Raw genomic sequence first — 17,873 nt, 5'->3', positions numbered from 1 at the left:
ACAGTGACGGACAACGGGAACACCACGGGGCGCCGGAAGTTCACCGTCCCCGGGTTCGCGACCGGGCCGGACGGCCGGGCGCAGCGGGCGAGGGAGCGGGGGAAGGCGCTGCGGGGTCGGGTGCCCCGGGAGCGGCACGCGGAGTTCGCGCCCGCGGCCGACCGGCCCACGGCGGTGGCGGCGCTGGAAGCGTCCAACGCGGGCCGGATCGCGGGCCTGGTGCCGATCCGGGTGGGCCGGATGGCCGCCACGCCGTTCGCCTTCCTGCGCGGGTCGGCCGGGCTGATGGCCGCCGACCTCGCGGGCACGCCGGTGACCGGCGTCACCGCGCAGCTGTGCGGGGACGCGCATGCGGCGAACTTCGGGCTGTACGGCGATGCGCGCGGCCAACTCGTCATGGACATCAACGACTTCGACGAGACCGTACCGGGCCCCTGGGAGTGGGACCTCAAGCGGCTCGCCACCAGCCTGGTGCTGGCCGGCCGGGAGACCGGTGCCGGCGAGACCACCGCCCGCGCGGCCGCCCAGCACGCGGCCGGCTCCTACCGCCGCACCATGCGCACGCTCGCCAAGCTGCCCGCCCTGGACGCCTGGAACGCCGTGGCGGACGAGCAGTTGGTGTCCTTCGCCGAGGCGCACGACCTCGCCGAGGTGCTGCGGAAGGTCGGCGCCAAGGCGCTCGGCAACACCAGCGCCCGGTTCGCCGCCCGCAGCACCACCCGTACCGCGGACGGCGGTTGGCGGTTCACGGCCGCCGCGCCGGTGCTCACCCAGGTCACCGACGGGACCGCCCGGGCGGTGGCCGAGGCGCTCGGCCCGTACGTGGCGACGGTGCCCGCCGAGGTGCGCACCCTGCTGTCCCGGTACCGGGTGCAGGACGTGGCGTTCCGGGTGGTCGGCACCGGCAGTGTCGGCACCCGCTCCTACGTCGTACTGCTCACCGACCACCGGGACCAGCCGCTGGTGCTGCAGGTGAAGGAGGCCCGGCCGTCCGTGCTGCTGCCGTACCTCGACGGCCATGGGCAGCGGACGGCGGAGGAGCACGAGGGCCGGCGGGTGGTGCTGGGACAGAAGCACATGCAGGTGGTCAGCGACACCCTGCTCGGCTGGACGACTGTCGACGGACTCCCCTACCAGGTACGGCAGTTCCGCAACCGCAAGGGCAGCGTCGACCCGGTCGCGCTGCTGCCGGCCCAGCTGGACGACTACGCCCGGATCACCGGCGCCCTGCTCGCCCGCGCCCACGCCCACACCGCCGACCCGGGCCTGCTCGCCGGGTACTGCGGCAAGAGCGAGGCGCTGGACGAGGCCGTCGCCGCCTTCGCCGTCGCCTACGCGGACCGCACCGAGGCCGACCACGCCGAGCTGGTGACGGCGGTGCGCAGCGGGCGGCTGCCCGCCGAGCAGGGGGTGTAGCGGGCATGGGACTTTCGATCAGTGTGGCGCTGCTCGGCACCCCGGATCTGCGGGACGGGGCCGAGGTGCTGCACCGGGCGCTGGAGGCCGAGGGCGTGGCCTGGCGGTAGCGGCCATCGGGATCCGGCTGGCGGCTCGCTCGACCCGGAGTCCCGGCTCAGGCTTCCAGGAACGGCGCCACGGCGGCGATGAACTCGGCCGGGCGGGCACTGTGTACCAGGTGCCCGGCCTCGATGGTGACCAGGCGGCAGTCCGGGATCAGCCGGGCGAGTTCGGCGATCCGCTCCTGGGGGACGTGGCTGGTGGGCCCGCCCGCGACGGCCAGAGTGGGGGCGGTGATCCGGGTCAGCCCTTCCCGCCAGGCCGGGTCGGGGGTGTCGAGCTGCGCCTTGACGGCCCGGACCATCGCCCAGTCGAAGTGCGCCGGTTCATCCGCTCCCTCGGGCGGCACGCTCGACGGGCGCGGGTGCAGGGCGGGGATCTCCTCCAGGACCAGCCGGTCGATCCGCTCGGGCGCGGCCTGGGCGAGCAGGTAGGCGACGGCGCCGCCCATCGAGTGGCCGACCAGGTCGACCCGGTCCAGGCCGAGCGCGTCGAGGAAGGCGAGCACGTCCTCGCGCATCGCCTCCAGCCCGTACGCGGCGGTGCGGCCGCTGTCGCCGTGGCCGCGCAGGTCGAGCGCGTACACCTGGTGTCGGGGGGCGAGGTCGGGCAGCACGACGTCCCAGTCGGCGGCGCGCTCGCCGAGGCCGTGCAGCAGCACCAGCGGCGGGCCGTCGGGTCGTCCGCTCTCGTGGTAGGCGAGGGTGACCTCGGGCAGCCGCACCGTCCGTACTGTCGTCATGCCCGCCACCGTACGCGCCGATCGGCCGCTACCGCGTGGCTGTTCGCCCTCGGCTCACCGCGACCGGATCCTCCGACGTCCGCTCCCACGCGCTCACCCGACCGGGGCGCCGCCGAGCAGTTGGAGCAGGGCGAGCAGCCAGGGCGGGACGGGCGGCGGGCGCCCCGTGGGCGACGAGTCCGCTGCTCGGCTCCGGTTCGGCCGACATGGCGCCCCCGACGCGCCGGTGATCATATGATGTACGCCGACAAAGTGGCCGGTCAGCGGCCCATCGGCGAGGGGGATCCAGGATCGTGTTCGGCATCATCAGACCGTGCAGGCACCGGCTGTCCGAACGCCTCCAGGCCTCCTGGATGGCGCACCTGTGCGGGCTCTGCCTCGCCCTGCGGGACGATCACGGGCAGCTCGCCCGGACCGCCACCAACTACGACGGGCTGATCATCTCCGTCCTGGTCGAGGCCCAGGCCGCCCGGGAGGACTCGACCTGGCGCCGCACCGCCGGGCCCTGCCCGCTGCGCGGCATGCGCACCGCCTCCGTCGCCAAGGGCGAGGGCGCCCGGCTGGCGGCGGCCGTCTCGCTCGCGCTCGCCTCGGTGAAGATCCGTGACCACGTCGAGGACCGGGACGGCGTGTTCGCCCGCCGCCCGGTCGCCGTCGGGGCCCGCGCCGTGACCCGGCGCTGGGACCGCAAGAGCGCGGGCAGCGCCTCCACCGTCGGCTTCGACACCGCCGTGCTGCTCGACGCCGCCTCCCGGCAGGGCGAGTTGGAGCGCTCGCTGCTGCCCGGCAGCTCCGTGCTGCTGGTCACCGAGCCCACCGAGACCGCCACCTCGGCCGCCTTCGCGCACACCGCCGTGATCGCCGGCCGCCCCGGCAACGCCGCGCCGCTCGCCGAGGCGGGACGGCTGTTCGGCCGGCTCGCCCACCTCCTCGACGCCGCCGAGGACCAGGCCGCCGACGCCGCCTCGGGCGCCTGGAACCCGCTGACCGCCACCGGCACCGACCGCGCCGAGGCCGAACGGCTCTGCCGCGACGCCGTGCACGGCATCCGGCTCGCACTGCGCGAGGTCGAACTGACCGACCGGGCGCTGGTGCACGTGCTGCTCGGGCACGAGACGGAGAGCGCGGTGGACCGGGTCTTCGGCCGGGCCGGGCACGGCGCGAGCTGCCGCACCGGCCGGCACGGCGCCACCCACGACGCCACCGCCGAGCACCCCCACGACGCGCCGCCGCGTCAGGTGCCGCCCGGCTATCCGGGCGGCCCGTACCCGGGCCAGGACCCGAACCAGGCGCCGGTCCCGCCGTGGGTGCCGCAGGGCCCCGGCTTCAGCCCGCCCGGCGGGAAGCCGCCGCACCCGCGCAACCTGCTCGCCGGGTGCGCGGTGTGGGCGCTGATGGCCTGCACCTGCCAGCTGCTCTGCTGCGAGCACAACGACCCGTTCAGCCGCGAGCGCCGCAAGGGCTTCTGCGAGCGGCACGACTGCTGCGACTGCTGCGGTTCCTGCGACCTCAGTTGCTGCGACTGCTGCAAGTGCGGGTGCGACTGCTCCGACAGCTGCGGGTGCGACGACTGCGGATGCGACGGCTGCTGCTGCGACTGCTCGTGATCCGTCACGCCTCGTCCGGCACAGCCTCCGGCTGATCGGACGCCACCGGCCCGGGGTGCCCCCGCAGCACCCCGGGCCGGTCCGCGTCCCGGCACTCCTCCCCGCGCCGCCAGAGCGGCAGCACCGCCACCGGGCCGCGCGGTTCGGCGGCCTCAGGCCTCACGCCCCGCCGCCTCCCGGTCCGCCGCCAGCGAGTTCTCCAGCCCGGCCAGCAACTGCCGGAACCGCTCGGTGTCCTGCTCCGTGATCCGCCCCTCGGGCGCCGCCCCCGGCCACTCGGCCGTCCTGTCGTCCATGGGCCCGACGCTAGGCGCCGACGATCAACGGGCGATAAACGAGGGGCTGGTGGGACGGGAGGGGCCGGAACCCGGCTTCCGAGGCGGCGAACCGAGCAGTACGTGGCCGCGCACAGCCGCTCGGCTCCGGGCATCCACCGCGGCGTCCAGGAGCAGCCGGGCCGCCGCCCCGACGACCGCCCGGGGCTCACCGAACTCGGCCTCTGACCGCACGCCGGGGACAGCATCCACCCTGTGGCGCACACGAACTGACGCCGTGTCGGTCGTACTGTTCCAGGGCTGTGACAGAGCGGGTACCGGGCGCTGACCTCGGACTGCGAACCTCCTTGACGAAAGCGAACAGCACCACCAAGGGGGAACCGGAATGTCCGTGCGCAACCGATTCGGCAGCGCCGCAGCGATCGCGCTGATGACCACCGTCAGCGCGGTCCTGCTCTCCGCCTGCGGCCCTGACAACGCCGACCCCGGCGCCACCGCCGCGCCCGGCACCAGCGCGCCCGGAACGGCGGCGCCCGGCGGCGCCTCGCACTCCGGCAGCCCGGCCCCCGGCCGCAAGGAGGTCAACGGGACCTCGGTCGCCAACCACCTGACCATCAGCACGGGCACCAGGAACGTCGCGATGAACGGCACCATCGTCGACTTCGGCTCTGTGGTGCGCGACCTCGCCTGGTCGCCGGACGGGAAGAAGGTCGTCTACGTCGGCGACAGCGGCGATCTGATGACCGCCAACCCGGACGGCACCGGCAGGGCCACCCTCGCCAAGCACCCGGACGGCGAGGAGTGGTCCCACCCGACCTGGCAGCACGCGGCGAAGGGGCCGAGCGGCAACGTCGTCCCCAACGAGACCGAGCGCTACAACAACATCGTGTTCACCGCCAAGAAGGCCGGCGTGCTGCGGCTGGCGAAGGTCCCCGCCAAGGGCGGCACCGTCGAGGACGTCAGCCCGCACAACTCCGAGGGCGGCGACAACTCGAACCTCCCCCAGCCACCGCAGACCGGCAACACCTGGGCCAACGCGGGCGGCCAGCAGGCTGCCATCGCGTACGCCAACACCCCGACGAACGAGGTGTACATCTACGACGACTACATCCGCCCGGCCACCCAGGACATCGGCAAGGGCTCGCAGCCGGCCCTGTCCGCGGACGGCGGGCAGATCGTCTTCGTCCGCGCGGTGAACGGTCACGACCACCTGTTCACCCGCTCCACCGAGCACGACCAGAAGGCCGAGAAGGACCTCACCCCCTCGGCCACCACGGACTTCACCGAGCCCGCCTGGTCCCCCGACGGCAAGACCATCGCGGCCCGCACCCCCGAGGGCATCGACACCGTGCCGGCCGACGGCTCCGCCGCGCCGACCCAGGTCTCCACCCTCCTGGGCCTGCCGGTCTACCGGCCCTGATCCCGCGCCGACCGGGCCAACTCGGCCCGCAGCTCGGCCAGATGCTCGTCGGCGGACTCGTGCGGCAGGAACTCGACCACGTCGAGGAAGCGGAACAGCACCCGGGTCTCGGTGACCGCGTACTCGTAGTCACCGAACCCGACCACCGCCCCCGTCCCGCCACGGGCCGCACCGCGGACGGCGGCGGCGGTCAGCCAGTCCTCCCCGCCCTCGGCGGTCACCTTCCGGCGGGCATTGGGCCGGGCCAGGTACGGGCACACCATCGAGGCGTACAGCATGCAGGCGCGGTGCCCGGGGCCCTCCATGGTCGGCGCGAGATTGCGGTACGGGCGCCCCGCCGCGATCGCCTCGGCGATCGCGGCGCTCTCGGCCGGCCCCACCACCCGCCACACCGGCCCGCGCGCCATGAACATCCCGCACACCGAACACCGGCGCTCCAACGCGCAGTCGGCGCTGCGCCCGTGGTCGGTCAGGGCGAACTGCGGCTGCCCGTCCTGCCACGGCGTGATCGCCGGCACCGGGTACCCGCGTCCGTCCCGGGGCCGCTCCCCCACCTCGTCCGGCATCGGCACTAGTTCGAATCGCACGCCCCTATCGATACCAGTCGGGCGTACCACCGGTCGAGCTACAGGCTTCTTGAACCCCCGCCGCCGAGCAGCCGGCGGACCTTCGGGCCGTGGCGGCGCCACCAGGCCCGCACCCACAGGCCCTGGGCGGCGACCAGGGCGAGGACCGTGGCGACGGCGTCGGCGAGCGAGAGCGGGTCGGCGGGGCCGCCGAGGGTGTGCAGGGCCCGGGCCAGGAGCACCAGGGTGACCCTGGCGAAGAGCAGGTAGCCGAGGACGAGCGAGCCCGCGGAGCCCAGCACCATCAGCACGGCGTAGCCGCGGACGATGCGCCGCTCCCGCGGCCGCAGGCGGGCCAGCGGGGAGGGCTGGGCCCGGCCCGCGCACCGGAGCGCGAGGTGGCGGCAGTAGACGGCCGCGTCCTGGTAGAGGTTGCGGCAGGACAGCAGGTCCTGGAGCAGGAAGTAGACGTCGGTCCGCATGAAGACCATGAACTCGACGGCCACGGCGAGCAGCTTGCTGAGCACGAGCAGGGAGAGGAACCGGTTCGGGCCGGTGCCGGCCTCGATGAGCACGCAGCCGCCGGCGACACCGAGGTCCAGCACGATCCCGGAGAGGTAGACGGTGCACCGGACCCGCCGGGTGCACTGCCAGATGCCGGAGACGTCGGTCTGCATCACCAGGAACTGCAGCCGGGTGCCCAGCCGGATCGTCCCGGGCACCCCGGCGGCGCGCGCCGTCAGCAGGTGGGACAGCTCGTGGACGTAGAGCAGCACCCAGGCGAGCGCGGCCTGCCCGGCGAGCACGAAGGTGCCGCGGTCGCTCCACACCAGGTCGTGCCAGCCAGGCCGCAGCCGGGGCTGCACGGCCAGCACGAGGCCGGCGGCCGCGGCGATCGCGAGCAGGACGGCGGGGACGACCGGGCTGAGCAGCCGGCGGACGTGCTCGGTGCGGATCCAGGGCAGGCTGGGCCGCACCGGCGGGGCGGAGTCCACCTCGCGGCCGTCCACCGAGCGGACGAAGCCCAGCGCCGTCAGGGAGTCGACGAAGGGGGCGACGGCCAGGCGGCGGCCGGTGTCGCGCTGGATGCGGGCCGCCGTCTCGGCCACCGACAGGCCGGACTGGAGCAGCCGGATGGCCTGGACGCCTTCGGGCGGCAGCGCCACGAAGTCACCGGTGTCGGCCCGGCCGACGATCCACTCCCCGGCGTCCTCGCGCATGCCGAGCGGGTGGAAGACCACCCGCTCCACGACGGCCTGCTCGCCGCCACCGACGGCCTCAGCCACGGCAGTTGGGGCAGTCGGGTCGGCGCTCGTGGCGGATCAGCGGCTTGTCGTCCGAGGCGATCAGGTTGACCGCCCGCATGTAGCCCGGGGCCAGCCGGGAGGTCCCCGTGAGCAGGGCGATCACCTCGTAGGCGACCAGGTTGCCGGAGATGCCGGCGGAGGCCGAGAGCACGCCCTCGCCGCCGAGCCTGGGCGGTGGTCCGGCGGGCAGTTGGGCCTCCTCGCCGGCGGCGAGGCACTGGAAGCAGGGGCCTTCCCGGGTGAAGGTGCCGACGGAGATGAAGGGGCCGTTGTAGCCGCCGCCGACCCAGGGGACGCCGGTCTGCGCGCAGACCTCCGAGGCCCAACCGCGGATGGTCTCGCTGTCGGGCTCGTCCGCGCACAGGGCCAGGGCGTCGTGCCCGGTGACCAGTTCGGCGAGGTCGGCCCGGCCGCTCACGGTCCGGGTGTCGTGGGTGACCTCGATGCGGGAGTTGACGGCGCGCAGCCGCTCGGCGGCGACCTCCGCCTTGGGGCGGCCGAGGTCGGCCTCGGCGTACAGGACCTGGCGGGTCAGGTTGGAGAGCTCGACGCGGTCCGGGTCGACGCAGTGCACCCGGCCGACGCCGGCCGCGGCGAGCGCCCAGGCGGCGTGGCTGCCGGTGCCGCCGACGCCAAGCACCACCACGCTCGCGCGCTTGAGCTTCAGCTGGGCGTCCCACTGGCTCTCCCGGGGCCGGAGGTCGGTCCGGCGGAAGAAGGCCTGGTTCTTGGCGTACCGGTCCTGTTCGGCGGCGTCGAGCAGGTCGGTGGTGGCGCCGGCCGCGTCCTCGACGTAGCCGGTGCCGATCAGTCCGCGGACCAGCTTGGCGGCCGATGCGGGCGTCAACTCGGGGTGATCCGCGCGCAGTTCGTCGGCGATGCGGTCCTCGCCACGGGTACCGTCCATCAGGCCGAGGGCCGTCCAGATCCACCCGTGGGGGTCGCGGATCTCGGCCCCGAGGCCGTAGAGCTCGCCGCCGATCCGCACCGAGCCGTCGTCGGTACGGTACGGCAGGTGGTCGAACTTGACCTTCGGAAGTCTCATCAGGGCAGCTCTCCCCGGGAGTCGGTCGGTGCGCAGGTGATGTGTGTCGGGGGGGGGTGACGCGGACGTGCCGGCGGGGGACGGACCCCCCGCCGGCACTCGGTGTCGCTCCGTCGAGGGATCAGCCCTGGGCGGACTTGTTACCGATGGTCTCGATCCGGTCGAGCATGCGGATCTCGATGGCCGCGACCTCGTCCTCGACCTGGACGGTGACCTTCTCGGTGTTCTCGTTCTGCATGATCGTCTCCTTAGGGGGTGAGTCACAAGCCGGACCGGAGCGGTCCGTCAGACCCACCGGGTGGGGCCCGGCGGGGCTGTGGTCACCATCCTCAGCGGTCCCACTACTCGACCGCTCTCCGTCGGCTACCCGTCCGCCCCACCCGTCGCCAGCTGCGGTTTTCTCCTGCCCGGCGAGGTCAGGCCGACTCGGCGGGCCGGTCCTGGACGGCCTGCGCGAGGCGTTCCTCGTCGCCGCTCCCCAGGCGGCCGAGGGCGGCGAGGCAGAGCCGGTGGGCGGTCTCGTCGTCCAGGCCGCCGAGGTACAGCCGGGTGCCGGCGGCGCGGCGCAGGTCGCCGAGGGCGAGGAAGCCGGTGACGGCCCGCAGGAGGTACTCGCGGGCGCGGGCGTCGCGCCGGATCGCGAAGGCGATGCCCAGACTGCCGGCGAGCGTCGCGGCGGCCAGATCGTGGCCCGCCAGGACGGCCGCGCGCTCGCCGAGCTGCTGGGTCTCCACCAGCGGGTCCAGGCCGTGGCTGCCGATCAGGTGGATGTGCTGCACGGTGGCGAGCTGCCAGGTCGCGTGGTGGTCGCCGAGCGAGGCGGCGAGCCTGGTGAGGGCGAGCAGGTTGCCGGATTCGGCCCGGAACCAGTCCCGCGCCGCGCCCGCCTCCTCGAACGGGTACGGGCCCTGCCAGGGGTGGCGGGGCTCGACCGGTACGTGGTGGCCGGCCGGGGCCAGCAGCCGCTGGGCGGCGTCGGCGACCGTGATGTACCAATCGAACATCCGGGCCCGGGCCGCCGCGGACCCGGCCGGGTCCGCGGCGGCGAGCTGACGGCCGTACAGCCGGACCAGGTCGTGCATCCGGTAGCGACCGCCCGGGCCGGCGGGTTCGATGAGGTGGAGGGACTCCAGGATCCGCAGCAGCGGCCGGGCCGCTGCCCCGGAGGCGCCGAGCGGGGTGTCCGCCGAGCCGAGCAGGGCGGCCGCGGCGGCTTCCGTCACGGACTCGGCCGGGTGCAGGCCGAGCAGCCGCAGCAGCCGGGCGGCGTCCGGGCCGAGGCGCCGGTAGGTGTGTTCCAGGGCCCGGGAGACGGTCAGTTCGCCGTCCGGCAGGCTCAGCGCGGTGAGCCGCTCGTCCTCGGGGGTGAGTTCCTCGGCGAGGCCGGAGAGCGGCAGTTCGGGCCGCTCGGCGAGCCGGACCGCCGAGATCCGCAGGGCCAGCGGCAGTCCGCCGCAGAGCCGGGCCAGCTCCCCGGCGGCCTCCGGTGCCCCGGCGACCCGGTCCCGTCCGGCGATCCGGCCGAGCACCTCGACCGAGTCCATCGGCGACAGGACGCCGAGCCGCAGCGGCACGGCGCCCGTGGTCGCGACCAGGCTGCCGAGCTTGCCCCGGCTGGTGACCACGGTGAAGCTCTGCGGCGAGCTCGGCAGCAGCGGGCGGACCTGCTCGTAGTCCCGGGCGTCATCGAGCACCACCAGCAGCCGGCGGCCGGCGACGGTCGACCGGTAGAGGTCCTCCCGCAGGTCCGCGTCATGGGGTATCGAGCGGCCGGGAACGCCGAGGGCGAGCAGCAGGCGTTCCAGGACCCTGGCGGGCGGCTCGTGCTCGTCCTGGTCGTAGCCGTGCAGGTCGACGAAGAGCTGGCCGTCCGGATAGTGCGCGGCGAGGTCCTGGGCCGAGCGCAGCGCGAGGGAGGTCTTCCCGACGCCGGCCGGACCGGTCACGGCCGTGATCCGGCTGCTGCCGGGGCCGGCGCCGGACAGCTCGGCCAGGCGGTCGATCTCCTCCAGCCGGCCGACGAACCCACCGGTGACCTGCGGGAGTTGGGCCGGGGCCGAGGGGGCCGGGGGTCTCTCCAGGGCTTCCTGCGGGGCTTCCAGCGGGGCGGTGTCGACCGGGGCCGGATCGGCGGTGTCGGCCCGGGACGGCAGGACGAGGGGCAGTTCGTGCCGGAGGATGGCCTGCTCCAGTTCCAGCAGCCGCTCCCCGGGGTCGAGGCCGTACTCGTCGGCCAGCACCTCCCTGGTCGTGCGGACGACCGCGAGCGCGTCGGCCTGCCGTCCGCAGCGGTAGAGCGCGTTGGCGGCCCGTTCGGCGATGGACTCCCGGGCGGGGAACTCGCCGACCAGGGCGGTCAGCTCCGGCACCAGTTCGCGGTGCCGGCCCAGCGCCAGTTCGAGGTCGGCCAGCAACTCGTAGGCGGCGAACCGTTCCTCCTCCAGGCGGGCCCGGGCCGAGGCGGCGAACGGCGCGTCGATGTCGCTCAGCGCCTGGCCGCGCCACAGGGCCAGCGCCTGCCGGAGCCCCAGGGCCGCCTCCTCCGCCCGGCCGTCCCCGGCCAGCCCCCGGGCGCGGGCCAGCGCCGCGGCGAACTCCGCCGCGTCCAGGTCCTCGTCCCGTACGGCGAGACGGTAGCCGGCCGGTTCGAAGGTGAGCGCCTGGGCGGCCTGCGGCGGGAGGGCCCGCCGGATGGTGGAGACGACGGTGTGCACCTGCGCGCGGGCGGTGCGCGGCGGTGCGTCCGCCCACAGGGCGTCCACCATCCGGTCGATGCTGACCGGGTGGTTGGCGTTGAGCAGGAGCAGAGCCAGTCCGGCGCGCTGCCGCGGGCGCGGCACCACCACCGGAGCGTCGTCGAACCGGACCTCGAAGGGCCCCAGAATCCCGTACTGCACCACGTGATCCCCCTCCCCGTGCCCGGCCCGTCCACCGGCCGGTCGGGCCGTGGATGTCGGGCCGTGCCATGCCCGCTCCGGCCTGGTGGCCCGGCGGGATGCTGATCTTTCATGCGCGGGTCAACGTACCCCGGCATTGCGGGCGGAGCACCGCGTTTGGCCGAGTGATTGCGTCCCACGGCGTCTCACGGCGCCGTGGGACGCCGTGGGTCGGCGTCCCCTGGTGCGGGGGCGGGGGTGAGGTCGCCGCGCAGGTCGGAGGGGGCGGCGCGGCCGGCCAGGACGGGCAGGTGCCGAACTCGTCCACGTGCGGGCCGGGGAACTCGCGGGACCGGCGGCCGTCGAGCGGCCGCCGGTCCCGGTCAACTCCTGCTCGCGGAAGGTCAGTTCCAGATGCCCGTGATGTCCGTCGCGGTCGCCGCGTTGCCCGCGTGGCCGCTCGCCCCGGAGAGGTCCTCCAGGGTGCGCAGGACGTTGTAGTGGTTGTAGGTCGTGGCCGAGCTGCTGCCCGGGGTGACATGGGCGCCGTAGACCACGGTCGGGATCCGGTTGCCGGACAGGCTGTTGTCCTCGTCGAAGGTGACGACCAGCAGGCTGTTGTGGCTCTGCGCCCAGGTGGCGTACGCGCCCAGGTTGTTCTTGATCCAGGTGTCGCCCGTGCCGATCGAGCAGTCGTGCATGTCGCTGCACAGGTTCGGGATCACGAAGGAGACCTTGGGCAGGGTGGTGTAGTCGGTCGGGAACTGCGCGAAGGTCATGGCGCTGTTCAGCGGCACGTTGCCGAAGCCGAACCACGGGTTGTGCTTCTGCGCGTACTTGCCGCTGCTGCAGACCGTACTGCCCTGGCCGGGCAGGGACTCGTTGTAGCTCGCCCAGGTCTTCCCCGCGGCGAGCACCTCGGAGGCCAGGTTCGGGGCCTGGAACCCGCCAACCGTCACGCAGCTGTCGTCGACCCGGCCCTGGGTGGAGCCGGAGAACAACGCGTAGTAGTTCGGCTCGCTGGGGTGGGTGATGGCGTAGGACTGGGTGAGGCTGGCGCCGCCCGCCTTCAGGGTGTTGTTGAGGTACGGCGCGCTGCTGCTGCCGATGATCTGGCTGTAGGAGTGGTTCTCCATCACCACGACGATGATGTGGTCGGGCGTGGGCAGCCCGGCCGCCTGCGCGGTGGTGGCGGTGGCCGCCCACAGCCCGGCGGAGGCGGCGACGAGCGCGACGGCCGAGCCGAGCGCGGTCGCGGTGCGGCGGGATCGGGGGCGGGGGGAGTCGTTCAGGGGCTTCGCGGACGAAGTCATGACAGGTCCTCGGGTGGGCGGGCGGCCCCGCGGGGCCGCCCGGAACGGGAGGTGCCGGACTGTCGTGCTCTCGCCGAACGGATCAGCGCCCGTCCGGCAGGATCCGCCGGACGGACCCTAGTAGGGCGTGCCGTTGGCGAAGTCGGTGGCGAAGGTCGACTCGATCGTGCTGAGCACCCCGGCGTCGGAGACGATCAGGCCCAGCTCGCGGTTGCTGTTCAGCGAGTTGTCGGAGAAGTTCTCCGAGCCGGCGAACACCTTCGCGGTGGAGGTGCCGTAGTCGGCGACGATGGCCTTGGCGTGGATGTACAGGCCGGTGGTCGAGGAGTAGGTGACCACCTTGGCGCCGGCCGTGGTGACCTGGTCGAAGTAGGAGCCGTACGAGCTGGGGTCCATGCCGACGACGCGCACGGTGACGCCGCGGTTGGCGGCCTCGGTGATCGCGTCGACCAGGGCCGGGTCGCCGAACTCCAGCTCCTCGACGTCCAGGGAGGTCTGCGCGCCGTTGATCAGCGCCAGCAGGCGGTCCTGCGAGTCGGTGGGCGACCAGACCAGGTTGTCGCCGTCGGAGGGGGTGATCGAGGTCTTGGCGTAGTCGGCGGCGAAGACCTGCTCGATCGCGTTGACGTCGTTGGCGTCGGTGTCGACGACGGCGTAGTCGCGGCTGCTGGAGTAGTAGGTGGCGTCCAGGTTCCCGGTCAGGATCAGGGATGTGGCGCCGTCCACCGTGACGGTCTTCTGGTGGGTGTAGACGAACGCCGAGGAGGAGTACGTGACGCCGACGCCGGCCGCCTTCAGCGCGTTGTAGGCGGAACCGTTGACCGAGGTGTGCCGGCCGTCCAGGATGACCCGGACCTTGACGCCGGCCCGCTGACGGGCGATCAGGTCGTTGACGGCCGTGGTGTCACGCAGCTCGTACATGGTGACGTCGACGGTCTTGGTGGCCGAGTTGATCAGGTTGTAGACCATCGCGTGGCTCTGGTCGGGGAAGACCACGGCGGTGTAGGTGCCGGTCGCGTGGGCGGTGCCGGTGGCGGATATCAGGCCGGCACCGGCGAGCAGCAGGGCGCCGGCACGGCGCGCGAAGGTGGCCAGGGGCATGGGGACTCCATGGTCGGTGAGGGGAAGCCGCGGAGGGGGAGGTCCGGCGCGGTGGGGCCACCGGACGGCGGAGCGAGCGCCCGAACAGCATGCGGGCGGCGCGGTCAACGCGGGTAGACGACGGGAGGTAAAACCTTGGCCCCGGCCCGGAAAACGAACGGTGCGTCAGGCGAATCCACCCGGCAACGGACAATTCGGGCGATCCTTTTCACATTGCCACCAGCCGCCCGAACCCGTGATAGTGATCACCGATCGACACGATCCGACACCACGTCAGCTCACGAGAGAGCCGAGGAACATGGCGAAGACCAGCCTTCTGCGTCCGCTCGCGGTGGCCGCCACCGCCGCCGTCCTGGCGGCAACCGGAACCGTGCCCGCCCTGGCCGCCGACCGACACGGCGCGACGCTGCCGACCCCCGACACCGCCGGGGTGCTCAGCGCACTTCAGGCCACCACCGGCGCGGGCGCCCCGGGCGCCTTCGCGGTGATCCGCGACCACGGCGACGACGACCGGACCCGCTCGCTGACCGTCGGCAGGGCGAACCTGGACGGGACGCCGATGAACTCCACGTGGAGGTTCCGGGTCGGCAGCAACAGCAAGGTGTTCGCCGCCGTTCTCGTGATGCAGCTGGCGCAGCAGGGCCGGATCGACCTCGACAAGCCGCTGCGCGACTACCTCCCGGCCGGCACCCTGCCGGACGGCTGGAACATGACCGGCCGCCAGGTGATGGAGCACCGGGCCGGCATCTACGACCACACCGACGACCTGCTGGAGCAGCCCGGCGAGGAGACCACCGCCGCCTTCGAGGCCCGCATCCGCACCAAGGTGTACGCCCCGGCCGACCTGGTCGCGATGTCCGTCAAGCACGGCCCGCAGTACGCGCCCGGCACCCGCTACTCCTACTCCAACACCGACTTCGTGCTGATGGGCCTCGCCGTCGAGCACCTCACCGGCCGCCCGTACGCGGACGTGCTGCGCGAGCGGATCATCGAGCCGCTCGGCCTGGAGCAGACCTCCTTCGTCGTCCCCGACCAGCGGATCGCGGGCGCCCACGTCACCGGCTACCTCACCAACGACGACCGCAGCAAGCCGCTGCTGGACTCCACCGAGCAGACCGGCTCCTGGGTGTGGAGCGCCGGGGCGGTCGTCTCCTCCGCCGAGGACCTCGACACCTTCCTCACCGCGCTGATGGCCGGCAGCTCCGGCGGGCTGGTCTCGGACGACTCGCTGCGCCAGATGGAGGCCGCGCTGCCCACGCCGACCGCCAAGATCTCCTACGGGCTGGGGCTGCGCCGCATCTCGCTGTCCTGCGGGGACGTGTACGGGCACGGCGGCATCGTCCAGGGCTACCAGACCCAGTCCTTCACCACCCCGGACGGGCACCGCTCGGTGGTGGTCTTCGCCAACGCCTCCAACAACGGTTCCGTCACCCAGGGGCTGATGAACGCGCTGGAGCCGGCCTTCTGCGGGAAGAAGCCGGCGGCCGCGCCCCGGACGGCCTTCGCCCCGGCCGCGCGGGACGGCCAGGACGACCAGGGTGACCAGGGGCTGCCGGTGGTGGAGGACACCCGGATCTGACCCCTTCGCGCCGCGGCCCGGGGCCCCGCTACACGGGGCCCCGGCCGTGACGGCCGTCCGCGCTCAGGTCGGTGAGCGCCTCGGTGAGGATCTCCCGGGCCTCGTCGGCGCGGCCCTGCTCGATCAGCGCGGTGCCGAGCTCGGTCAGCGTCTTGGTCATGCTGTCCGGACGCCCGATCGCCTCGTAGTGGACCAGCGCCTGCCGGTAGGCCTTCTCGGCGGCCGGCCAGCGCTTCAACGCCGCCCGGTCCTGGCCGAGTTCGTGCGCCGTCATGGCCGCCAGCAGGTGCATCAGCGGCGAGGACCACCGCTCCACCAGCTCCAGGGCGCGCGCCAGCGCGCGGCGGCGGGAGTCCTGTGCCTCCTCGGCCCGGCCCAGGTGGCGCAGGCAGGTCGCGGCGCCGCGCAGGGTGACCAGCCGGCCGATCATCGCGGCCCGGTTGTCGACCTCGGCGAAGGCCTCCGCCGCCCGCTGGTAGCTCTCGCCGGCCTCCCGGTAGCGCTGGAGGTGGCGCAGCCCGGTGCCGAGGTAGGTGAGCGCCCAGCCCTGCTGCTCGTAGTCGCCCAGGCTGCGGGCCAACTCCAGGCCCTCACCGGCGAGTTCGATGCCGCGCTGGTAGCGGTGCAGACAGGTGACGTACGTCCAGGCCAGGTAGTTCACGTGCACCGCCTCGGCCTGCCGGTCGCCGCTCGCGCGGGCCGCGTCCACCGACAGCTGGAACACCTCGCCCCAGAGGTCCCAGCTGACCAGGCGGTCGGAGAACCAGTGCATGGCCTCGGCGGTGTCGATCACCTCCCGGTGGCGACCCTCCCGCTGCGCCCGGTACAGCGCGGCCAGCCACTCCGGGTGCTCCTCCTCCAGCCAGCGCGCCGCCTCGGTGAGCGGGACGGACCGGTCGTAGGCGGGCCCGGCCTCGTCGGCCGCGGCGTGGTCCGGGTCGAACCGCAGGCCGTGGGCGGCCGCCTCGCGCAGCAGCCAACTCCCGGCCTGTGTACGGGCTTCGGCGACGGCCTCGGCAGTCTCGTCGGCGGCCAGGCGCTCGCCCGCGTACAGCCGCACCAGGTCGTGCAGCCGGTAGCGCTCCGGGGTGGCCGGCTGCACCAGGCCGGCGTCCACCAGCTGCTCCAGGACCAGTTCGGTGCGCGCGGCCGACAGCTCCGCGTAGCGGGCCAGGACGGCCGCGGTGAAGTCCGCCCCGGCCGTCAGCGCGCAGCGGCGCAGCACCAGTCGGGATTCGGCGGGCAGTCTGCGGTAGGACAGTTCGAAGGCCGGGCGAACGGCCAGGTCCCCGGTCTCCAGCAGGTCCAGGCGGTTCTCCTCGGCGGCGAGCTGACGCGCCAGCTGGGCCACCGGCTGCTGCGGGCGGGCGACCAGCCGCTGCCCGGCGATCCGCAGCGCGAGCGGCAGGTAGCCGCAGAGCCGGGCCAGCTCGGCGGCCGCGTCCGGGGCGGCCTCGACCCGTTCCGGCCCGGCGATCCGGGCCAGCAGTGCGGACGCCTCGGCCGGGGAGAGCACGTCGAGCCGCAGCCGGTGCACCGCCTCCAGGCCGGGCAGGGCGTGACGACTGGTCACGATGGTCACGGCCGGCCCGGAGCCGGGCAGCAGCGGGCGCACCTGGCCCTCGTCGGCGGCGTTGTCCAGCACCAGGACCAGCCGGCGGTCGCGGACCAGGGCGCGGAACAGACCGGCCCGCTCCTCCGTCCCGGCGGGCACCGCGCCGTCCGCCACCCCGAGGGCGCGCAGCACCTGGCCGAGGGCCTCGCGGGCGGACAGCGGCGTGGCGGCCATGCCGCCGAGGTCGAGGGAGAGCTGGCCGTCCGGGAAGGCAGGGGCGAGCGAATGGGCGGCGTGCAGGGCGAAGGTGGTCTTGCCGAGGCCGGGCTGACCGCTGATCAGCACCACCCGGGGGTGGGCGGGGTGCTCGTCGGCGGTGAGGGCGGCGAGCTCGGCGAGGGCCTGCTCGCGGGCGGTGAAGTCGGCGAGGTCGCGCGGGAGGGCGAGCGCGCCGGGGGGCGCGGGCTCTCCGGCAACGTCCGGTACGGGCATTGCCGATTCCGGTACGGGCGTTGCCGATTCCGGTACGGGCACGGCCGGGCCGACGGGCCGTACGGCCTGCCCCTGCAGCGGCACCTGGCGCACGCCCCGGGGCCGGCCGGCCTGCGCGGCCCCCTCCAGCGCGGCGGTCTGCGCGCCGTCCAGGCCCAGGGCGGCGGCCAGCGCCCGGACGGTGCGCCGCTGCGGTCCCCGGGTGCGGCCGCGCTCCATGTCCCCGAGGGCCCGCAGGCTGATCCCCGCGTTGGCGGCCAGGTCCTCCTGGGTCAGACCCGCTGCCACCCGATGCCCGGCCAGCAGGTGGCCGAACTCCCCGGTTCCGCTCACCACCGTCATGTCCCCGCCCCGCCCCTGGTTCCGTACTTTCGCAGTTCTGCCGGGCGCCGTGCCGGGCAGTTCCCCTCAGGCAGAAGTATGCCCCGGCGGAAGTACCGCGCGTACCCGCCCTCCGCCTGCGGGGATGCCCGGGAC

Annotated in this window: 14 protein-coding genes; 4 read left to right on the top strand and 10 right to left on the bottom strand. The window is 74.1% G+C overall.

Annotated features, from left to right (window positions below; all coding sequences use genetic code 11):
* The first annotated feature begins 3 nt into the window (after positions 1 to 3).
* A complete protein-coding gene (locus tag ACIG5E_RS29015) occupies positions 4 to 1,416 on the top strand; it encodes a DUF2252 domain-containing protein (protein WP_396538253.1) in 1,413 nt (470 codons plus the stop codon).
* A gap of 157 nt (positions 1,417 to 1,573) precedes the next feature.
* On the opposite strand, the gene ACIG5E_RS29010 is transcribed toward ACIG5E_RS29015, so the two are convergent.
* Positions 1,574 to 2,260 carry an alpha/beta fold hydrolase gene (locus ACIG5E_RS29010; protein WP_396538251.1) on the bottom strand — a complete coding sequence of 229 codons (687 nt, stop codon included), beginning with the start codon at positions 2,258 to 2,260 and terminating at the stop codon, positions 1,574 to 1,576.
* A gap of 293 nt (positions 2,261 to 2,553) precedes the next feature.
* On the opposite strand from ACIG5E_RS29010, the gene ACIG5E_RS29005 reads away from it, so the two are divergent.
* Positions 2,554 to 3,867, top strand: coding sequence for a DUF5685 family protein (locus ACIG5E_RS29005; protein ID WP_396538249.1), 1,314 nt, complete (start codon positions 2,554 to 2,556; stop codon positions 3,865 to 3,867).
* Between the two features lie 4 nt (positions 3,868 to 3,871).
* Here the strand turns inward: ACIG5E_RS29005 and ACIG5E_RS29000 are convergent, their stop codons facing one another.
* Positions 3,872 to 4,030 (bottom strand): hypothetical protein, encoded by a 159-nt coding sequence (locus tag ACIG5E_RS29000; RefSeq protein ID WP_396538247.1) that lies wholly within the window; start codon positions 4,028 to 4,030, stop codon positions 3,872 to 3,874.
* On the bottom strand, positions 4,020 to 4,163 hold the full coding sequence (locus ACIG5E_RS28995) for a hypothetical protein (RefSeq protein ID WP_396538245.1): 144 nt from the start codon (positions 4,161 to 4,163) through the stop codon (positions 4,020 to 4,022). Before ACIG5E_RS28995 ends, ACIG5E_RS29000 begins: the two co-directional genes overlap by 11 nt.
* Positions 4,164 to 4,527: 364 nt before the next feature.
* Here ACIG5E_RS28995 and ACIG5E_RS28990 point away from each other — a divergent pair, with 364 nt between their 5' ends.
* Positions 4,528 to 5,562, top strand: a complete 1,035-nt coding sequence (locus ACIG5E_RS28990) for a TolB family protein (protein WP_396538243.1) — start codon at positions 4,528 to 4,530, stop codon at positions 5,560 to 5,562.
* Here the strand turns inward: ACIG5E_RS28990 and ACIG5E_RS28985 are convergent.
* The 6 genes from ACIG5E_RS28985 to ACIG5E_RS28960 form a co-directional block, all read right to left on the bottom strand.
* Positions 5,550 to 6,149 carry a hypothetical protein gene (locus tag ACIG5E_RS28985; RefSeq protein ID WP_396538241.1) on the bottom strand — a complete coding sequence of 200 codons (600 nt, stop codon included), beginning with the start codon at positions 6,147 to 6,149 and terminating at the stop codon, positions 5,550 to 5,552. The genes ACIG5E_RS28990 and ACIG5E_RS28985 overlap by 13 nt on opposite strands.
* Before the next feature lie 38 nt (positions 6,150 to 6,187).
* Positions 6,188 to 7,414, bottom strand: a complete 1,227-nt coding sequence (locus ACIG5E_RS28980; RefSeq protein WP_396538239.1) for a hypothetical protein — start codon at positions 7,412 to 7,414, stop codon at positions 6,188 to 6,190.
* Complete coding sequence (locus tag ACIG5E_RS28975) at positions 7,407 to 8,480, bottom strand: HesA/MoeB/ThiF family protein (RefSeq protein ID WP_396538237.1); 1,074 nt, start codon at positions 8,478 to 8,480, stop codon at positions 7,407 to 7,409. Before ACIG5E_RS28975 ends, ACIG5E_RS28980 begins: the two co-directional genes overlap by 8 nt.
* Before the next feature lie 416 nt (positions 8,481 to 8,896).
* Positions 8,897 to 11,377, bottom strand: coding sequence for a BTAD domain-containing putative transcriptional regulator (locus ACIG5E_RS28970; RefSeq protein WP_396538235.1), 2,481 nt, complete (start codon positions 11,375 to 11,377; stop codon positions 8,897 to 8,899).
* A gap of 383 nt (positions 11,378 to 11,760) precedes the next feature.
* Positions 11,761 to 12,669: an alkaline phosphatase family protein gene (locus ACIG5E_RS28965; protein ID WP_396538233.1), complete on the bottom strand. Its 909-nt coding sequence runs from the start codon at positions 12,667 to 12,669 to the stop codon at positions 11,761 to 11,763.
* A 117-nt stretch (positions 12,670 to 12,786) separates the two neighbouring features.
* Positions 12,787 to 13,770 carry a phosphatidylserine/phosphatidylglycerophosphate/cardiolipin synthase family protein gene (locus tag ACIG5E_RS28960; RefSeq protein WP_396538231.1) on the bottom strand — a complete coding sequence of 328 codons (984 nt, stop codon included), beginning with the start codon at positions 13,768 to 13,770 and terminating at the stop codon, positions 12,787 to 12,789.
* A 298-nt stretch (positions 13,771 to 14,068) separates the two neighbouring features.
* Between ACIG5E_RS28960 and ACIG5E_RS28955 the strand changes: the two genes are divergently transcribed.
* Positions 14,069 to 15,349, top strand: a complete 1,281-nt coding sequence (locus ACIG5E_RS28955; RefSeq protein WP_396538229.1) for a serine hydrolase domain-containing protein — start codon at positions 14,069 to 14,071, stop codon at positions 15,347 to 15,349.
* Positions 15,350 to 15,377: 28 nt separating this feature from the next.
* Here the strand turns inward: ACIG5E_RS28955 and ACIG5E_RS28950 are convergent, their stop codons facing one another.
* Positions 15,378 to 17,738, bottom strand: a complete 2,361-nt coding sequence (locus tag ACIG5E_RS28950) for an ATP-binding protein (protein ID WP_396538227.1) — start codon at positions 17,736 to 17,738, stop codon at positions 15,378 to 15,380.
* Positions 17,739 to 17,873 lie beyond the last annotated feature (135 nt).

Source organism: Kitasatospora sp. NPDC053057, from assembly GCF_044546945.1.
In the GTDB taxonomy this organism is placed as follows: Bacteria; Actinomycetota; Actinomycetes; order Streptomycetales; family Streptomycetaceae; genus Kitasatospora.
Note: the sequence above shows the minus strand (reverse complement) of the source record. Positions and strands in the feature narration are given on the sequence as shown.

Excerpts from the sequence above, each read along its gene's own strand:
- ACIG5E_RS28950 (WP_396538227.1), bottom strand. The coding sequence starts at position 17,738 with ATGACGGTGGTGAGCGGAACCGGGGAGTTCGGCCACCTGCTGGCCGGG.
- ACIG5E_RS29010 (WP_396538251.1), bottom strand. The coding sequence starts at position 2,260 with ATGACGACAGTACGGACGGTGCGGCTGCCCGAGGTCACCCTCGCCTAC.
- ACIG5E_RS28955 (WP_396538229.1), top strand. The coding sequence starts at position 14,069 with ATGGCGAAGACCAGCCTTCTGCGTCCGCTCGCGGTGGCCGCCACCGCC.
- ACIG5E_RS28960 (WP_396538231.1), bottom strand. The coding sequence starts at position 13,770 with ATGCCCCTGGCCACCTTCGCGCGCCGTGCCGGCGCCCTGCTGCTCGCC.
- ACIG5E_RS28995 (WP_396538245.1), bottom strand. The coding sequence starts at position 4,163 with ATGGACGACAGGACGGCCGAGTGGCCGGGGGCGGCGCCCGAGGGGCGG.
- ACIG5E_RS28990 (WP_396538243.1), top strand. The coding sequence starts at position 4,528 with ATGTCCGTGCGCAACCGATTCGGCAGCGCCGCAGCGATCGCGCTGATG.
- ACIG5E_RS28965 (WP_396538233.1), bottom strand. The coding sequence starts at position 12,669 with ATGACTTCGTCCGCGAAGCCCCTGAACGACTCCCCCCGCCCCCGATCC.
- ACIG5E_RS28975 (WP_396538237.1), bottom strand. The coding sequence starts at position 8,480 with ATGAGACTTCCGAAGGTCAAGTTCGACCACCTGCCGTACCGTACCGAC.